Source organism: Bacillus sp. WC2503 (assembly GCF_052682895.1).
Genome location: NZ_JBQYMD010000001.1, coordinates 4,667,501 through 4,683,577, shown reverse-complemented (window position 1 = coordinate 4,683,577; position 16,077 = coordinate 4,667,501). Strand labels below are relative to the sequence as shown.

Annotated in this window: 18 protein-coding genes and 2 rRNA genes (1 of these 20 running past the window's edge); 1 reads left to right on the top strand and 19 read right to left on the bottom strand. The window is 36.4% G+C overall.

The window, feature by feature from the left end:
• Positions 1 to 28: 28 nt before the first annotated feature.
• From ispE to metG, 8 genes are all read right to left on the bottom strand, one after another.
• A complete protein-coding gene (gene ispE / locus ACUN26_RS24150; protein WP_000772089.1) occupies positions 29 to 898 on the bottom strand; it encodes a 4-(cytidine 5'-diphospho)-2-C-methyl-D-erythritol kinase in 870 nt (289 codons plus the stop codon).
• Positions 899 to 1,095: 197 nt separating this feature from the next.
• The gene (gene sspF / locus ACUN26_RS24145) at positions 1,096 to 1,275 is read right to left on the bottom strand and encodes an acid-soluble spore protein SspF (protein ID WP_001985066.1); all 180 of its coding nucleotides are present in this window, start codon (positions 1,273 to 1,275) and stop codon (positions 1,096 to 1,098) included.
• Positions 1,276 to 1,366: 91 nt separating this feature from the next.
• On the bottom strand, positions 1,367 to 1,627 hold the full coding sequence (gene veg, locus ACUN26_RS24140) for a biofilm formation stimulator Veg (RefSeq protein WP_000044348.1): 261 nt from the start codon (positions 1,625 to 1,627) through the stop codon (positions 1,367 to 1,369).
• Between the two features lie 238 nt (positions 1,628 to 1,865).
• Complete coding sequence (yabG, locus tag ACUN26_RS24135) at positions 1,866 to 2,729, bottom strand: sporulation peptidase YabG (protein ID WP_001173740.1); 864 nt, start codon at positions 2,727 to 2,729, stop codon at positions 1,866 to 1,868.
• Between the two features lie 110 nt (positions 2,730 to 2,839).
• Positions 2,840 to 3,718 carry a 16S rRNA (adenine(1518)-N(6)/adenine(1519)-N(6))-dimethyltransferase RsmA gene (gene rsmA, locus ACUN26_RS24130; protein ID WP_000651556.1) on the bottom strand — a complete coding sequence of 293 codons (879 nt, stop codon included), beginning with the start codon at positions 3,716 to 3,718 and terminating at the stop codon, positions 2,840 to 2,842.
• Positions 3,715 to 4,272, bottom strand: coding sequence for a ribonuclease M5 (rnmV, locus tag ACUN26_RS24125; protein WP_000692838.1), 558 nt, complete (start codon positions 4,270 to 4,272; stop codon positions 3,715 to 3,717). The genes rsmA and rnmV overlap by 4 nt, the downstream gene beginning before the upstream one ends.
• Before the next feature lie 219 nt (positions 4,273 to 4,491).
• Positions 4,492 to 5,259: a TatD family hydrolase gene (locus tag ACUN26_RS24120; RefSeq protein WP_000895828.1), complete on the bottom strand. Its 768-nt coding sequence runs from the start codon at positions 5,257 to 5,259 to the stop codon at positions 4,492 to 4,494.
• Positions 5,260 to 5,427: 168 nt separating this feature from the next.
• The gene (gene metG / locus ACUN26_RS24115; protein WP_000159673.1) at positions 5,428 to 7,410 is read right to left on the bottom strand and encodes a methionine--tRNA ligase; all 1,983 of its coding nucleotides are present in this window, start codon (positions 7,408 to 7,410) and stop codon (positions 5,428 to 5,430) included.
• 507 nt (positions 7,411 to 7,917) lie between these two features.
• Between metG and ACUN26_RS24110 the strand changes: the two genes are divergently transcribed.
• A complete protein-coding gene (locus ACUN26_RS24110) occupies positions 7,918 to 8,202 on the top strand; it encodes an AbrB/MazE/SpoVT family DNA-binding domain-containing protein (protein WP_000843036.1) in 285 nt (94 codons plus the stop codon).
• A gap of 20 nt (positions 8,203 to 8,222) precedes the next feature.
• On the opposite strand, the gene rsmI is transcribed toward ACUN26_RS24110, so the two are convergent.
• From rsmI to ACUN26_RS24055, 11 genes are all read right to left on the bottom strand, one after another.
• Positions 8,223 to 9,098: a 16S rRNA (cytidine(1402)-2'-O)-methyltransferase gene (gene rsmI / locus ACUN26_RS24105; protein ID WP_000267801.1), complete on the bottom strand. Its 876-nt coding sequence runs from the start codon at positions 9,096 to 9,098 to the stop codon at positions 8,223 to 8,225.
• Positions 9,067 to 9,357, bottom strand: a complete 291-nt coding sequence (locus ACUN26_RS24100; protein ID WP_000414346.1) for a GIY-YIG nuclease family protein — start codon at positions 9,355 to 9,357, stop codon at positions 9,067 to 9,069. The genes rsmI and ACUN26_RS24100 overlap by 32 nt, the downstream gene beginning before the upstream one ends.
• Positions 9,344 to 10,084, bottom strand: a complete 741-nt coding sequence (locus tag ACUN26_RS24095) for a tRNA1(Val) (adenine(37)-N6)-methyltransferase (protein WP_001055365.1) — start codon at positions 10,082 to 10,084, stop codon at positions 9,344 to 9,346. Before ACUN26_RS24095 ends, ACUN26_RS24100 begins: the two co-directional genes overlap by 14 nt.
• A gap of 121 nt (positions 10,085 to 10,205) precedes the next feature.
• Positions 10,206 to 10,556, bottom strand: a complete 351-nt coding sequence (gene yabA / locus ACUN26_RS24090) for a DNA replication initiation control protein YabA (protein ID WP_000412058.1) — start codon at positions 10,554 to 10,556, stop codon at positions 10,206 to 10,208.
• 14 nt (positions 10,557 to 10,570) lie between these two features.
• Positions 10,571 to 11,398 carry a PSP1 domain-containing protein gene (locus tag ACUN26_RS24085; RefSeq protein ID WP_000272428.1) on the bottom strand — a complete coding sequence of 276 codons (828 nt, stop codon included), beginning with the start codon at positions 11,396 to 11,398 and terminating at the stop codon, positions 10,571 to 10,573.
• Between the two features lie 5 nt (positions 11,399 to 11,403).
• The gene (holB, locus tag ACUN26_RS24080) at positions 11,404 to 12,387 is read right to left on the bottom strand and encodes a DNA polymerase III subunit delta' (RefSeq protein WP_000754512.1); all 984 of its coding nucleotides are present in this window, start codon (positions 12,385 to 12,387) and stop codon (positions 11,404 to 11,406) included.
• A gap of 35 nt (positions 12,388 to 12,422) precedes the next feature.
• A complete protein-coding gene (gene tmk / locus ACUN26_RS24075; protein ID WP_000677211.1) occupies positions 12,423 to 13,049 on the bottom strand; it encodes a dTMP kinase in 627 nt (208 codons plus the stop codon).
• Between the two features lies 1 nt (position 13,050).
• Positions 13,051 to 14,472 (bottom strand): aminotransferase class I/II-fold pyridoxal phosphate-dependent enzyme, encoded by a 1,422-nt coding sequence (locus tag ACUN26_RS24070; protein WP_001072283.1) that lies wholly within the window; start codon positions 14,470 to 14,472, stop codon positions 13,051 to 13,053.
• Positions 14,473 to 14,550: 78 nt separating this feature from the next.
• Positions 14,551 to 14,730: a sigma factor G inhibitor Gin gene (locus ACUN26_RS24065; RefSeq protein ID WP_000776275.1), complete on the bottom strand. Its 180-nt coding sequence runs from the start codon at positions 14,728 to 14,730 to the stop codon at positions 14,551 to 14,553.
• A 190-nt stretch (positions 14,731 to 14,920) separates the two neighbouring features.
• Positions 14,921 to 15,036: ribosomal RNA gene (rrf, locus tag ACUN26_RS24060) — 5S ribosomal RNA — on the bottom strand.
• Between the two features lie 49 nt (positions 15,037 to 15,085).
• Positions 15,086 to 16,077: ribosomal RNA gene (locus tag ACUN26_RS24055) — 23S ribosomal RNA — on the bottom strand (it continues 1,930 nt past the right edge of the window).

The following is a 16,077-nucleotide window of genomic DNA, read 5'->3' as shown; positions in this document are numbered from 1 at the left end:
TAAACAAATCATAACGTATTATACGTCTTTATTCAAGCGTTTCTCGCTCTCCTAATAAACGTACCGCATATACTTGTTCACAAAATCCTTTTAATCCGTTATAAATGCGATGCATTCGCGAATCATGGTGTACAAGTCCGAATACAGTTGGACCACTTCCACTCATTAATACAGCATCTGCTCCAAATCGTTTCATCTGTGCTTTAATACGAGCAACTTCGGGATGCATCTTAAATGTTACATCTTCTAAGACGTTACCAACAGTATCACAAATCCCTTTGTAATCCCCAGCATTGATGACATCAACCATTTTATCTACATTTGGATGTGTAACTCGATTTAGTTTTAAATTTCCATACACGTCAGCAGTAGATACACCAATATGTGGCTTCGCTAAAATAACCCAACAAGAAGGTGGCGTTTTTATATGCTCAATTCGCTCTCCTCTTCCAGTGGCAATTGCTGTCCCTCCATATACACAGAACGATACATCTGATCCAATTTCTGAGCCAAGCTCTGCTAATTCGTCAATTGTAAGCCCTAAATTCCATAATTTATTAAGACCACGTAATGTCGCTGCTGCATCACTACTTCCACCTGCTAATCCAGCTGCTACTGGAATCGTTTTTTCAATAGTAATAGATACACCTTTTTTCACATTAAACTTCTCTTTTAATAATTTCGCTGCTTGATAAGCTAAATTTCGTTGGTCGTCTGGGACATACCGATTATGGGATAAAATTTCAATACGGTCTTCTGCTAATTCCATTAGTTCTAAACGATCCGCTAAATCAATTGTTGTCATAATCATTTTCACTTCATGATATCCGTCTTGTCTTTTTCCCAGTACATCTAACGACAGATTAATCTTTGCTGGTGCTTTCACTAGTAGCTTCAATCTATTCACCCACTCTATGTACTCAATCTTTTATCGTTTATTTTACCATAAATTTATAGTAAGACGATGACACTTCCCTAATTATAACGAAAAGCATTCAGAATGAAACTACTTATGTAAAATGATGGCACCTTTCAGAGTACAAAAAGCCGAGGAATCTCTCCTCGGCTACCGTAGCATAGAAAGTAATCTTACAACTACTGGTTTTGTTTCATTAATTGCTGTTCTGCAATTTCTATAGCGCGTTTCACCATATTACCAGCATCTTTCGCACGAATTCCGCCCCATCCTTCTTTCTGAACAACATCATAAAAGCCCAGCTCTTTTGCTAGCTCTTCTTTAAACTGGTTTGACATGACACCTCTTCGTCTACTCAATGCAGAGTCCCCCCTTATTTTGCTACGGTATAATTAGTATGCAAAATAATATAACTTTTCATTTGTGGGAATATATGTAACGACACATGAGTTATAAAATAATTTCATTATGGGGTTCACCATAAAATGTTAACTCTACCGTCTCTGTTAAAACATCTGCATAACTATAAGATACACGTTGCAATGCATCTTCTTGTTGGTCTAACTGTACAACAAACACAGAACGATAAGTTTCTGCAAGTACACCTGATTGCTCCACTGTTTTTCTTCTTCCGCTATTCGCCTTTAACATAAGTCGCTGTCCAAGATGGTGATCTAATTCGCTTTTAATTTCATCTAAACGTTTTGACATATACCTTGCTACACCTCGCTGTAATTTAGATTGAACACTTAAAACACGATATATCTATCCCAATTATTAACCGCAATTCACAGACTATATCATTATAAAAGCATCATGCGTTCGAATAGATAGAAGAAATACTATATTGTAAAAGTATCATTGTATAGTCTTTACGCTCTTACCACTTTTTATCCAAATTCATTTCATTCTCTTACGCATAAAAAAGCAAGATACGTATGTACCTTGCTTATTCTTCATAATGTTGGAAGGGTAATCCTGTTCGTAAAATCCCTCTCGTTTCAATTCCACCCAGTCCTTTTTCACCAGTAATCGTATTACGTACAACATCCCATACATTTACTCTCTCCATAAATGAAGTGAAGCTAATTTTACCAACCACATACACAGGGTCTAGTGCATGAATGTTAATCCTAGACGGAGAACTAGCAAAGTTAGCACCCGCTCGAATTAACGCCTCGAAATGCGATTGACACGCCCCAGCAAAAATAACGAGTTGATCCAATGATGGATATTTTTTTCGTACTTCTCGGACAGCCTGTACAAAATGCCTTGAATGCCTATATGCTGCTAAATCTCCCTTTACCCCTTTGGATTTTGTATAGGCATCGTGTCCTGTAATAACTAAAATGTCTGGGCGGAAATGATCTATTAAGTCTACTACCTTTTCGTGCATCTCTGTTTCCTTACAATGAACACCTTGTACAGGAACACCAATTTTATTATATAGGTCTAAACACTTGCGCAAATACAAAGGGTCCCCATCTATATGCAATACGCGTCCTGGCATTTGAAAGTAATTCACTTCACTTGTGTATCCACCAGTTGAAGTGTGTTCATGCCTTTGTTTCATCAATACATAATCCTGTTGAAATAAACGGTACGTGCGCTCCATTGTTTCTTTTTCACGCTTCACTCTTTTTTTATGTTCTCGTTGATCTATACTAATTAAATCTTCAAGCGGCGCATCTGCCACAAGTCTAATTTCCTCCCCAAACAATATAGCTATCTCGCCTTTTATTTCTATAATACGAAAAAGGATATCCCTATTATGAGAATATCGTTCCACTAATTCTCCAACATGTAAAGCCATTCTCCTACCTCCAAACTCGTTAGGCCATCTTACCTGTTTTTAAAGTATGAATTTAGGAAAGGAAAGGTGACAAAAGGGACAGCTCAAATTGAACTGTCCCTTTCATATCCTTATGATAACTTATGAAGAACTAATGCGTTACTTAATGTTGCAAACTCTTCGATAGATAGCGTTTCGCCTCTTCGCTTTGGATCAATTTCTACTTCTGTTAAAATTCGATCCAACAGCTCTTTATCTTTCGGGAAACCATTTAAATTATTCGATAAATTATTCATTAAAGTTTTACGGCGCTGTGCGAAACTTGCTCTTACTACTTCAAAGAAGAAAGTCTCATTTGTCACTTCTACAACTGGTTTCGGACGCTTTAGAAGACGGATAATCGCAGAATCAACATTTGGTTGTGGTACAAACACTGTACGCGGTACAGTCATAACTGTTTCTACCTCTGTATAATACTGAATAGCAATTGATAAAGAACCATATTCTTTCGTTCCAGGTTTAGCAGCTAAACGATCTCCAACTTCTTTTTGCATCATAACAACAAATCCACGAACCGGTAATTTTTCTTCAAGCAATTTAAATAAAATTGGCGTTGTAATATAGTATGGTAAATTAGCTACTACCATTACATCTTGTCCTTCTTCAAATTGCTCACTAAACACTTCGTGTACATCTGCCTTTAGTACATCTTTATTTATAACTGTAACGTTACTATATGGAGCTAACGTCTCGTCTAAAATTGGTAATAATCTTTGATCAATTTCAAAAGCCACCACTTTTTTAGCACGCTTCGCTAACTGCTCTGTTAACGCACCGATACCTGGTCCAATCTCAATTGCACCACTTTCTGAACCGATTTCTGCGTGATCAACAATACGATTTAATACATTTGTATCAATTAAGAAATTTTGTCCTAAACTTTTTTTGAATGAGAATCCATACTTTTCAACAATGTCTTTCGTACGATTCGGCGTTGCGATATCTTTCATTTCTTTTCCTCCTGTATTACTTGTTTATAAGCTTCTGCAAACGTCTCTTTTGAAACTTGAAACATCTGTAAACGTTTATGTAACTGTTTTGCATTTGTATAACCAATCTTTAATAGCTTACCCATTCTTTCTCTGCGACTCTTTGCCATTTCTCCGCCCACTAAGCCTGCATCGACTAGATCACTCCAACTAATTTCACTTGTGTAAGCTTCCATTTCTTCATGTATATTCTCTAAAGCACGGCGAATCGATTCATTAGAAGCGTGTTCAATTCCAACACCTTTTTTTCTTTTAGCAAGCGCTTCTTCCTTCGGTAAGAAAGCATGCTTACATCCAGGTACCTTGTCAGAAATAATTTTTCGAATACGCTCTCCTGGATAATCCGGATCTGTAAAAATAATAACGCCTCGTTTTTGCTGCGCTAATTTAACTTGCTCAATAACATGATCACCGATTGCTGAACCGTTCGTTTCAATTGTATCCGCATCAACAGCACGCTTAATTGCAACTGTATCATCTTTACCTTCTACAACGATAATCTCTTTAATTTTCATGCTTGCCTCCACACTCATTTCGTCTCTACTTAGTAAAACAAAAAAATGACGACTTTTCCATTATTATTTTCCCCATTCTTACATTTTAAAAAATAGACTGGTACAAACTTTGTTCTCTCTCCTTATTGTAACACTTCCTAATTTCCCCTTATCTTCTCTTTCGCTTCTACTATTTCTTTTCTCAAAAAATAAAAAAGAATGGGTTCTCCCATTCCTTTTTTATTCAACACCAAATAAAGCCTTTGCATTTTTTGTTGTAACTTCTGCTACTTCCTCATAAGAAATCCCTTTTAAATTCGCAATTTCTTCTGCTACAAGCTTTACATAACTCGGTTCATTTCGCTTCCCTCGAAATGGATGTGGTGTTAAATATGGACAATCCGTCTCTATTAACAATTTCTCTAAGGGAATCTCTACTGCAACTTCTTTCGGTTTCTTAGCATTTTTAAATGTAACCGGTCCACCTAATGAAATTAAAAAGTTCATATCAACACATCGCTGTGCTACTTCGACACTACCACTAAAGCAATGCATAATACCTCCTACTTCAGCCGCATTCTCTTCCTCTAGAATATCAACAATATCTTGAGTTGCATCACGGTTATGTATAATGATTGGTAATTTCACTTTTTTAGCTAATGCAATTTGTTTACGGAATACTTCCTTCTGTATTTCTTTAGGAGACTTATCCCAGTGATAATCTAGTCCCATTTCTCCAATTGCAACGACTTTAGGATGTGAAGCTAATTCTTCTAACCAAGCTAAATGTTCTTCTTTCATGTCGATAGCATCTACAGGATGCCATCCAACTGCAGCGTAAATAAAATCATAAGCCTCAGCTAATTCAATCGCTTTTTTTATCGTTACTTCATCAAATCCAACAACAACTGTATATGTAACTCCAGCTTCTTTCATTCGTGCAATAACTTCTTGTAAATCTTCTTCAAACTGCTCTGCATTTAAATGTGAATGTGTATCAAACAACATAATAAATAACTCCTTTTATATTGAAATCAATTCTATCATAGAGAAAAACGATTTTCTTTCTAACTCAACGATAACAATACTACAATTTTAATGCAAAAAAAGGAAATTTAAAAAGAAAAAAGACGCTTCACACATGTTACACGTGAAACATCTCTTTTCTTGCCTTAATTACTTGATTTTTGTACCATTCGGAAGATTTTGGTCGATTGTTGCTAATGACAATACTCCATTCTCTTCACCCGCTAAAATCATACCTTGTGATAATTCACCGCGTAATTTTACAGGTTTTAAGTTTGTTACACAAATAACTTTTTTACCTTGTAAGTCTTCCGGAGAATAGAATTTTGCGATACCTGAAACAACCTGGCGCTTTTCTGTACCTAAATCAAGCTGGATTTTTAACAGCTTATCTGCTTTTTTTACAGGTTCAGCCGATATTACTTCAGCTACTCGTAATTCTACTTTAAAGAAATCATCAATTGTAATTTCTTCTGCCTGCGGTTCTTCTTCTTTTTTCTCTTCTACTTTAGGCGCAGAGCTCTTCATTTGTTCTTTAATATACTCTACTTCTACTTCCATTTCCAAACGAGGGAAAATTGGGTTTCCTTTTTCTACTTTTGTTCCACCTGGAATACATCCAATTGTAGATAGGCTTTCCCAAGATTTATGTGCTTCTTCAGTAAGACCAAGTTGAGCAAACATCTTGCTTGGTGCTACTGTTAAGAATGGCATAAGCATAATACCTGTTTGACGAAGTACTTCTGCTAAATGAGCCATTACAGAAGCTAACTTTTCACGATCATTTTCATCCTTCGCTAATACCCACGGTTGTGTTTCATCAATATATTTATTCGTACGGCTAACCAATTGCCAAATTGAGCTTAGCGCTACAGAGAATTCCATATTTTCCATTGCGTCTTCTACTTTTTGCAATGTATCTTTTGCAAACGTTACTAACGTTTCATCGAATTCCGTTACATTTGCTTTAAATGCAGGTATTTCTCCGTTAAAGTACTTATCAATCATAGCTACTGTACGATTTAATAAGTTACCTAAGTCATTTGCTAAATCGAAGTTGATACGTTCAACAAATCCTTCTGGTGTGAATACACCATCAGATCCGAACGGAACTTCTCGAAGTAAGTAATAACGTAATGCATCTAATCCGTAACGATCAATTAATGTAACTGGATCTACTACGTTTCCTTTTGACTTACTCATTTTTCCATCCTTCATTAAAATCCAGCCATGAGCAAAGACCTTTTTCGGAAGAGGTAAATCTAATGCCATTAAAATGATTGGCCAATAAATTGTATGGAAACGAACAATTTCTTTTCCGACTAAATGCACATCTGCCGGCCAGAATTTCTTATACATCTCTTCATTTTCTGTTCCATAACCTAATGCTGTAATGTAGTTAGATAATGCATCAACCCATACGTAAATAACATGTTTTGGGTTGCCTGGAACACGAACTCCCCAATCAAATGAAGTACGAGAAACTGCTAAATCTTCTAATCCTGGTTTAATGAAGTTATTAATCATTTCATTTTTACGAGACTCTGGCTGAATAAAATGTGGATTATCTTCATAGAACTTTAATAGTCTGTCGACATATTTACCCATTCTAAAGAAATATGATTCTTCACGAACAAGTTCTACATCATGACCACTATCTGGACTTTTTCCTCCAACTACTTTGTCACCTTCCATAATTGGATCTACTAATTGATGCGCTGTATAGAATGTTTCATCTTGTACAGAATACCAACCTTCATATTCATCAAGATAAATATCACCTTGGTCTACTAGTTGCTTGAAGATCTTTTCGACAACATCTTTGTGACGATCTTCAGTTGTGCGAATAAAATCATCATAAGAGATATCCATTTTCTCCCAAAGCTCTTTAATTCCTGCAACAATATTATCCACGTATGCTTGTGGTGTCACATTTAACTCTTCTGCTTTCTTTTGGATCTTCTGCCCATGCTCATCAGTTCCTGTTAGATAATGAACATTGTAGCCTTGCATACGCTTATATCGTGCCATTGCATCTCCTGCTACTGTCGTATAAGCATGTCCAATGTGTAACTTTCCACTTGGATAATAAATTGGGGTAGTAATATAAAAGGACTTATTTTCCTTTGTCATTGTTTTGGACCTCCCGAATAACCTCATATGTATTTATAAATAGTATATCAAAAACTCATATATAAAGTGAAACTTTAATCCGTAGGGGTGTTTATCCCCCACAAATTATTAACTCTCACTAATCAAGCTTTTACGAGCAGCCCGACTCCAACTTAACTTCTTTGCTCCAACCGCATTTTAAAGCGGGAATCTTATTGCTCGTTAACGCGGGATAAACACCAGTTAATGCTACATATCTTTATCATCTATTACTCATATTCAAACAAAATATACAACCCTACTTTTAAATAAATATATTTTTCAGAAAATAATTGCAAAAATTACTCCCATTCTATTATATATAAGAAGTAAGAAATCTATAAATCTTTTTAAAAAATATAGAATTTAAGAATTGACGGAAATGTAAATGATTGGTATCATATGTCCATAGGGTATTTTGTCGAAAAATGACGAATCAAAAAAATAGACTCGAAACTTATAAACTATTTATTTAGGAGGAAAAGAATTATGAAATCTACTGGTATTGTTCGTAAAGTTGATGAATTAGGTCGTGTTGTAATTCCAATCGAATTACGCCGTACTTTAGGTATTGCAGAAAAGGATGCACTTGAAATCTATGTTGATGACGAAAAAATCATCTTAAAAAAATATAAACCAAACATGACTTGCCAAGTAACTGGTGAAGTATCTGATGGTAACCTATCTTTAGCTGAAGGTAAAATTATCTTAAGCAAAGAAGGCGCTGAGCAAATCTTAAACGAACTTCAAGATTATATCGAAACAGCAAAATAAGCTTCTCAATTATGAGAAGCTTATTTTTTATCGACATGATAGATTTGATATACATCGCGTTTCGACAAATCCCGATCTTTAGCGACTGTTTTTATCGCCTCTTTTGAATTCATGCCTTTTTTATTTATATAATGTTCAATATGATCATATACTGAAATAGATTCCCACCATTGTTCTTCTGGAGCAGGTTCTTCCGTTGAACCAGCTACTAAAATGCAAAACTCACCACGAACTTCATTTTGCTTCGTCCATTCAATTGTTCCTTCGATTGTTCCTCGAATAAATTCCTCAAACTTTTTCGTTAACTCTCGACATAATACAATTTCTCTATTGCCTAACACTTCTTGCATCGAGATTAAAGTGTCATCTAGACGATGAGGTGCTTCATAAAACATCATTGTAGTTTGCACATAGCGAAGTTTTTCTAATTCCATTTTTCTTTCCTTTTTATTTCTTTGTAAAAATCCATAGAAATAAAACTGCTTTGTTTCAAGACCGGATGCAATTAACGCTGTAAGGGCTGCATTTGCCCCAGGAAGCGGAACCACATGATATTGCTCAGCTACGGCCTCGACAACAATATCGTAGCCTGGATCGGAAATACACGGCATACCAGCATCACTAACAAGTGCTATATTCTTCCCTTCCTCTAGCTTCTCTAATATTTTCTTTCCACTTACTTCTTTATTATGCTCATGGTAACTCATGACAGGTGTTTCAATTTCGAAATAATTACAAAGTTTTTTTGTTTGTCTTGTATCTTCCGCTGCAATAACATCTACCTCTTTTAAAATCCGAATTGCACGAAATGTCATATCTTCTAAATTTCCAATTGGAGTAGGTACTAGATATAACATCCCCTTTTCATTTTGTTGAAAGCTTTTTTGCTGCCACATAGCGTTCTCCTTTTTGCATATATTCTTCTTTTTGTTTTCTCGTTAACTGCTTAAAATGATATTCAGCCTGCATAGCTGTTCGTTTATCCTCATGATTCTCTACATACCTTAAAACAACTGGAAGTCTAGCACGTGTATATCTAGCACCTTTTCCACTATTATGAGTCTGAATCCGTTTTTCTATATGATTTGTATATCCAGCATAATAACTTCCATCAGAACATTCCACCACATAAAAACAATGCTTATTCTTCTCCATATAAAATTGAACGAATCTCCTTTGTATATTCGTTATTTTCTTCGTATACAAAAAGAGGTGGTAGGATTTTCAAATCTGCGTTCCCATCCTTAATTCCTTCAATTAACAATGTATTTGCTTCTTTACCTGCCTTAGGATAAACAAATCGCACACGCTTTGGTTCAATTTTGTATTTACGCATTAATGTAACAATGTCGAGTAAACGACCTGGGCGATGTACAAACGCTACTTTCCCACCTTGTTTTACTAGCTGACTACTTGCAGATACAACATCTTCTAACGTACACATAATTTCATGACGAGCTATTGCTAAATGTTCATTCATATTTTTCTCAGACGTTTGAGGTGTTTGAAAATAAGGAGGGTTACATGTAACAACATCATATTGATGGCGCCCAAGTTTCTCTGGCATATCTTTCAAATCTCCATGTATGAGTTGAATTCTTTCTTCTAACTTATTGTATTGAACACTTCTTATTCCCATATCATATAAACGTTCTTGAATTTCCACACCTGTAATATTCCCTTTTGTTCTCGTGCTTAATAGAAGGGGCACAACCGCATTACCTGTGCACAAATCAAGTAAATTTCCTTTTTGAATTGGCACCCAAGCAAAATCTGCAAGTAAAACGGCATCTAAAGAGAAATTAAACACCGATGGACTTTGTATAATCTTCATATCTTGCGCTAATAAATAATCTAAACGTTCATCTTCGTATAAATTCATATATTACTCCTTTTCTTACACTTAACCTACCCTATTTCATCTTCTACTAATATACAAATACATTTTGTTCTATTCTCATGTATAAAAAATTACCTTTCCAATTATAATTGGAAAGGTAATTTCACTTTTTATTTAAAAATGACAGACAGAATAAACAATCTCCCTCTTTACGTACACTTCCATAATGTAGATTGCAAATATGGAAACCTTCTTGATATAGTCTTGCTAAATTGTCATAGCCTTCACCAATATCCGTCTTCGGCTTCACTTCTTTACGTTTTTGAGCTTTTTGTTTTTCTTTATTCTGCACTTCTTCAAAACGGTGTCGCAAATTTTCATTTTCCATTTTTATATGTTGATTTTCTTCCAACAACTCTGCAAGATGTTGTTTTAATTCACCCAACTGTTTATATAAATGTCCAATTTGCTCTTCCATACTAGAAACCGATGCAAAAATATCTTTTTTCTCCACAAGCACCCACCTCATTAATCTGTGGTTTGACTCGAAACGACCCCTTTATTCACTAACTCATCTAACGTATATTCTACTATCCGTTCCTTGTCTACTAGCTCCACTTGAATTAATCTTTCTAAAATATTTAATCCGATAACACGGCCAGTACCATGTGGTGTTTGTATACGTTGATCTAAATCAGGAAGTTGTTCCTTTGCTGCCTCATATTCATCATTCTCATATTTTAAGCAACACATTAAGCGACCACATAAACCAGAAATTTTTGCAGGATTTAATGATAAATTTTGATCCTTTGCCATTTTAATGGATACAGGTTCAAAATCTCCTAAAAAAGTAGAACAACAAAGCATACGACCACATGGACCAATACCACCAAGCATCTTCGCTTCATCACGAACACCAATTTGTCTTAGTTCAATTCTCGTCCTAAAAATTGCCGCTAAGTCTTTCACTAGTTCGCGGAAATCAATCCGACCATCTGCAGTAAAGTAGAAAATAATCTTATTACGATCGAACGTATACTCTACATCTACAAGTTTCATATCTAGATTATGCTCTACTACCTTTTGTTGACAAACTTGATATGCCTCTTTCGCAGCATGTTTGTTCTCGTCAACAATGGTACGATCATTTTCATTTGCGATACGAATAACCTTTTTTAACGGTAACACAACATCGTTTTCATCAACTTGCTTTTTGGTAATAACTACTTTTCCGTATTCAATACCTCTTACCGTTTCTACAATTACAAACTCATTCTCAGAGATATCGAACTGATTCGGATCAAAGTAATATACCTTGCCGGCCTTCTTAAAGCGAACACCTACTACATCATACAAAACGGTCATCCCTCCTGCAACCGCAACACTAACTGTTCGAACACAAGCTGCGCATTTACATTAGCGTTGATTCTATTTTTTGCCTCTAATATATTAAAGAGAGCTGATACAATGCGCTTCTGAGCATAGGAAAAAGATTCAAACATCTCTTTCTGCTCATGAAAAACAAGACGATCTTCTTCTCCAAGTTGAACATATAATAAATCCTTATAAATAAGGAGCAACATATCTAAACCTTGCTGTAACTGTTCTTTCTCTCCAAAGTGTTTTCCCCATTTTTCTTGTACAAAAAAAATAGAGGCTTTATCTTTTTCGAGCGCTTCACATAATTTTATCACTAAAGTTCGTGCTTGTGCAAACCATTCATCATTACATAAAGCTAAAGCTTCATCAAAACTATTCGTAAGCTGTGCAGCTAGAGTTGATAAAGAGGATGTAATGCCTTCATCCTGTAATCTTCTACTTAAAGACTCCGTAGGTAACGGTCTAAATGTAACAACTTGACAGCGAGATAAAATCGTATTTAAAATTTGATGACTTTGTTCAGTAAGTAAAATAGCTGTTGTATCACTACTCGGTTCCTCTAGAAATTTCAATAGTGTATTTGCCGCATTTGCTGTCATACGATCTGCATGCTCGATAATATAAACTTTTTTATTTGCCTCTAATCCTGTTTTTGAAAATTCTTCCTGTAAATCATGAATTTGTTGCTTTTTAATAGATAATCCATCTGGTTTTACAATATGTAGGTTAGGGTGGTTACCTGAGTCAATTCGTTTACAATTTGTACATACATGACATGGTTCTACCTCATTCCTTTGAGAGCAGAGGAAACTCTTTGCCATTTGAATCGCTGTTGCAAACTTCCCTGTTCCTTTCCCTCCTTCTAACAAGTAAGCGTGGGATATACGCTCTTTTGCAATGCTATTCATCAACATTTTTACACCGATGGGCTGTATAGCAGAAAGCTGCTCCCACGTCTTCTTCATAATGCATACCTCACTTATTTCATTCTTTCCTTCTATTATAACAATTTATCTTCTATAATCTGAACAACTTCTTCTATAAGTTTTTCCATTGGTTGATCAGCATTTACTAATACAATACGATCAGAAAAACGTTCTACAACTTCTAAATACCCTTCACGTACACGTTTATGGAAAGAGATATCTTCCATATCTAATCGATTCACTTCACGCCCCGCATCTTTTTCAATGCGAGCTAAACCAATCTCTGGTTCAATGTCTAAGTAAATCGTTACACTAGGCATACAGTCTTCTGTTGCGAAGCGATTTATTTCAAATACTTTATCCATTCCTAAGCCTCTTGCATATCCTTGATACGCTAAAGAGCTATCTATAAAACGATCACATAATACAAGATAGTTCTCATTAAGCGCTGGCATAACTTTTTCTACTAAATGTTGTCTACGTGCAGCAGCATAAAGAAGCGCCTCTGTACGTGCTTCCATCATCGTATATTCTTGTTTATGTAGAATTGTTCTAATATCTTCAGAAATTGCTATACCACCTGGTTCTCTCGTCGCCATTACCTTTTGTTCTTTTTGCTCAAAGTATGGTAATAATTTTTTAATTAACGTTGTTTTACCCGAACCTTCTGGCCCCTCAATTGTTACAAATAATCCCTTCATCCTAAAACCTACTTTCTATATCATACACTTTCATATCTTTCGTGCTACCTTGAAAACGAGCTCCTGTTTTCTCTAAATACATAATTTGTTCTTTATGTTCTGAAGTAATTCTCTCTCCATACATAATCAATGGAATTCCAGGCGGATATGGAATTATCATTTCCGCCGCTATCATCCCTACCGCTTCTTCTATAGGTACTACTTTTGTTTTGTATCCTTCTAATTGTTTATATGTATACGGTAAAGGAGAGGATTCTCTTTTATAAGTATAACGAATAGATTCGTTCTTGTCTTTCACCTCATAATGTTCCAACGCAACTCGAATTATCTCTATAGCCCTCATGTACTCCTCTTTTGCTTGTAGAGGTAAAATAAGTAGGACATTATATGGATCTGCCATTTCTGTATATATTCCGGCCCTTTCAAATACAGACTGTAATTCATATCCTGATAACTGACAACGAGTTTGTACAGTAATCTTTAAATCATCTTGCAACGGATATTGTAAAACAGCTATTTGCGAAATGGAACACAATCCTTTTTTAAATCTCCGTAAAAACTCGACAATTTCATCATGACCTTTTTCCTTTATACTTGCTAGTGTAAAGCGCGCTATATCAAGTGAAGCCATAATTGGATATGACGGACTACTAGATTGTAGCATACTCAAATAAGCAGAAACTCTTTCTTCATTCACTAAATGACTATTTATATGTAAATAAGATCCCATTGTCATCGCAGGTAATGTTTTATGTGCAGAATGAACCACAATATCTGCACCATATGCTAATGCTGACTTTGGAAATGGTTCCCCTAAGCAAAAGTGTGCTCCATGAGCTTCGTCTACTAAAACAGGGATTTTATGTGCATGTGCATAAGCAATACTTGCTTCTAAATCTATCCCCATACCATAATAATTAGGATGCGTTAAAATGAGGGCTTTAGCATTAGGATATCTTTTAATTGCCCCTTTAATAACTTCATCACCAATTCCTACTGGTACGTTATATGCCTCATCAATCCATGGGTCTAGAAAAATTGGATTCGCACCCGCTAGTTTTAATCCATTAATGATTGATTTATGACAATTTCTTTGTACAAGGACAATATCACGCTCACCGCAGCAAGATAAAATCATTGCTAGATTTCCGACCGTTGAACCATTAATTAAAAAATAACTTTTTTCCGCACCATATACATCAGCTAATAATTTTTGTGCTTCATCTATACATTCAAACGGACTATGTAAATCGTCTAACCCTGTTAGTTCGGTTACATCAATGGATAGTATATCTTTAAACTCCCCAATGGCTTCCTGAGGGAAGTTTACACCATTCTTATGACCTGGAACATGAAAGGACAGTGGTTCTCTTTCTTTAAACTCTATTAACGCCTCATATAAAGGCATACGCTTTTGATTCATATCTATCTCTTCCTTATTATTCATTCTGTATCTATTATACAGATATTAAGGCAAAAAAAATAATAGGCAGATGCCTATTTATAAATATGATACTTCTAACTTCCGAAGCTGTTTTAAATAATGTATATATTTTGGATCATCTGTCTCAGTACTCACCATATCTTTTTCACATTCATGACATATCAAATTATTATAAACATATATACCTTCTTCTCTTTTTGTCTCACAAACAATGCAAATTTCACTTTGTAATTTCATAACCTTCCCTCCCTTTATTTAAATAAACATATTTGATACCTCTATTCCTTAACAATTTACAGAAAAATATACATCCATCTCTTATATAATATGATTTACTCTTGGGCAACGTGTTTGTATTACCATTACTTCTTTTATGCACTGTTTAACAATACAAAAAAACACAAATCAAAAGACTTGTGTTTTAGTTGCTTGGCGACGTCCTACTCTCACAGGGACAAGGTCCCAACTACCATCGGCGCTAGAGAGCTTAACTTCCGTGTTCGGTACGGGAACGGGTGTGACCTCTCTGCCATCATCACCAAACTATGAAGGCATATTCCTTCAAAACTAGATAACATTTGCTACATATTATATGGTTAAGTCCTCGATCTATTAGTATTCGTCAGCTCCACATGTCACCATGCTTCCACCTCGAACCTATCAACCTGATCATCTTTCAGGGATCTTACTAGCTTACGCTATGGGAAATCTCATCTTGAGGGGGGCTTCATGCTTAGATGCTTTCAGCACTTATCCCTTCCGCACATAGCTACCCAGCTATGCCCTTGGCAGAACAACTGGTACACCAGCGGTGCGTCCATCCCGGTCCTCTCGTACTAAGGACAGCTCCTCTCAAATTTCCTACGCCCACGACGGATAGGGACCGAACTGTCTCACGACGTTCTGAACCCAGCTCGCGTACCGCTTTAATGGGCGAACAGCCCAACCCTTGGGACCGACTACAGCCCCAGGATGCGATGAGCCGACATCGAGGTGCCAAACCTCCCCGTCGATGTGGACTCTTGGGGGAGATAAGCCTGTTATCCCCGGGGTAGCTTTTATCCGTTGAGCGATGGCCCTTCCATGCGGAACCACCGGATCACTAAGCCCGACTTTCGTCCCTGCTCGACTTGTAGGTCTCGCAGTCAAGCTCCCTTATGCCTTTGCACTCTACGAATGATTTCCAACCATTCTGAGGGAACCTTTGGGCGCCTCCGTTACACTTTAGGAGGCGACCGCCCCAGTCAAACTGCCCACCTGACACTGTCTCCCGGGTCGATAAGACCCGTAGGTTAGAATTTCAATACAGTCAGGGCGGTATCCCACCAGCGCCTCCACCGAAGCTAGCGCTCCGGTTTCAATGGCTCCCGCCTATCCTGTACAAACTGTACCAAAATTCAATATCAGGCTACAGTAAAGCTCCACGGGGTCTTTCCGTCCTGTCGCGGGTAACCTGCATCTTCACAGGTACTATAATTTCACCGAGTCTCTGGTTGAGACAGTGCCCAAATCGTTACACCTTTCGTGCGGGTCGGAACTTACCCGACAAGGAATTTCGCTACCTTAGGACCGTTATAGTTACGG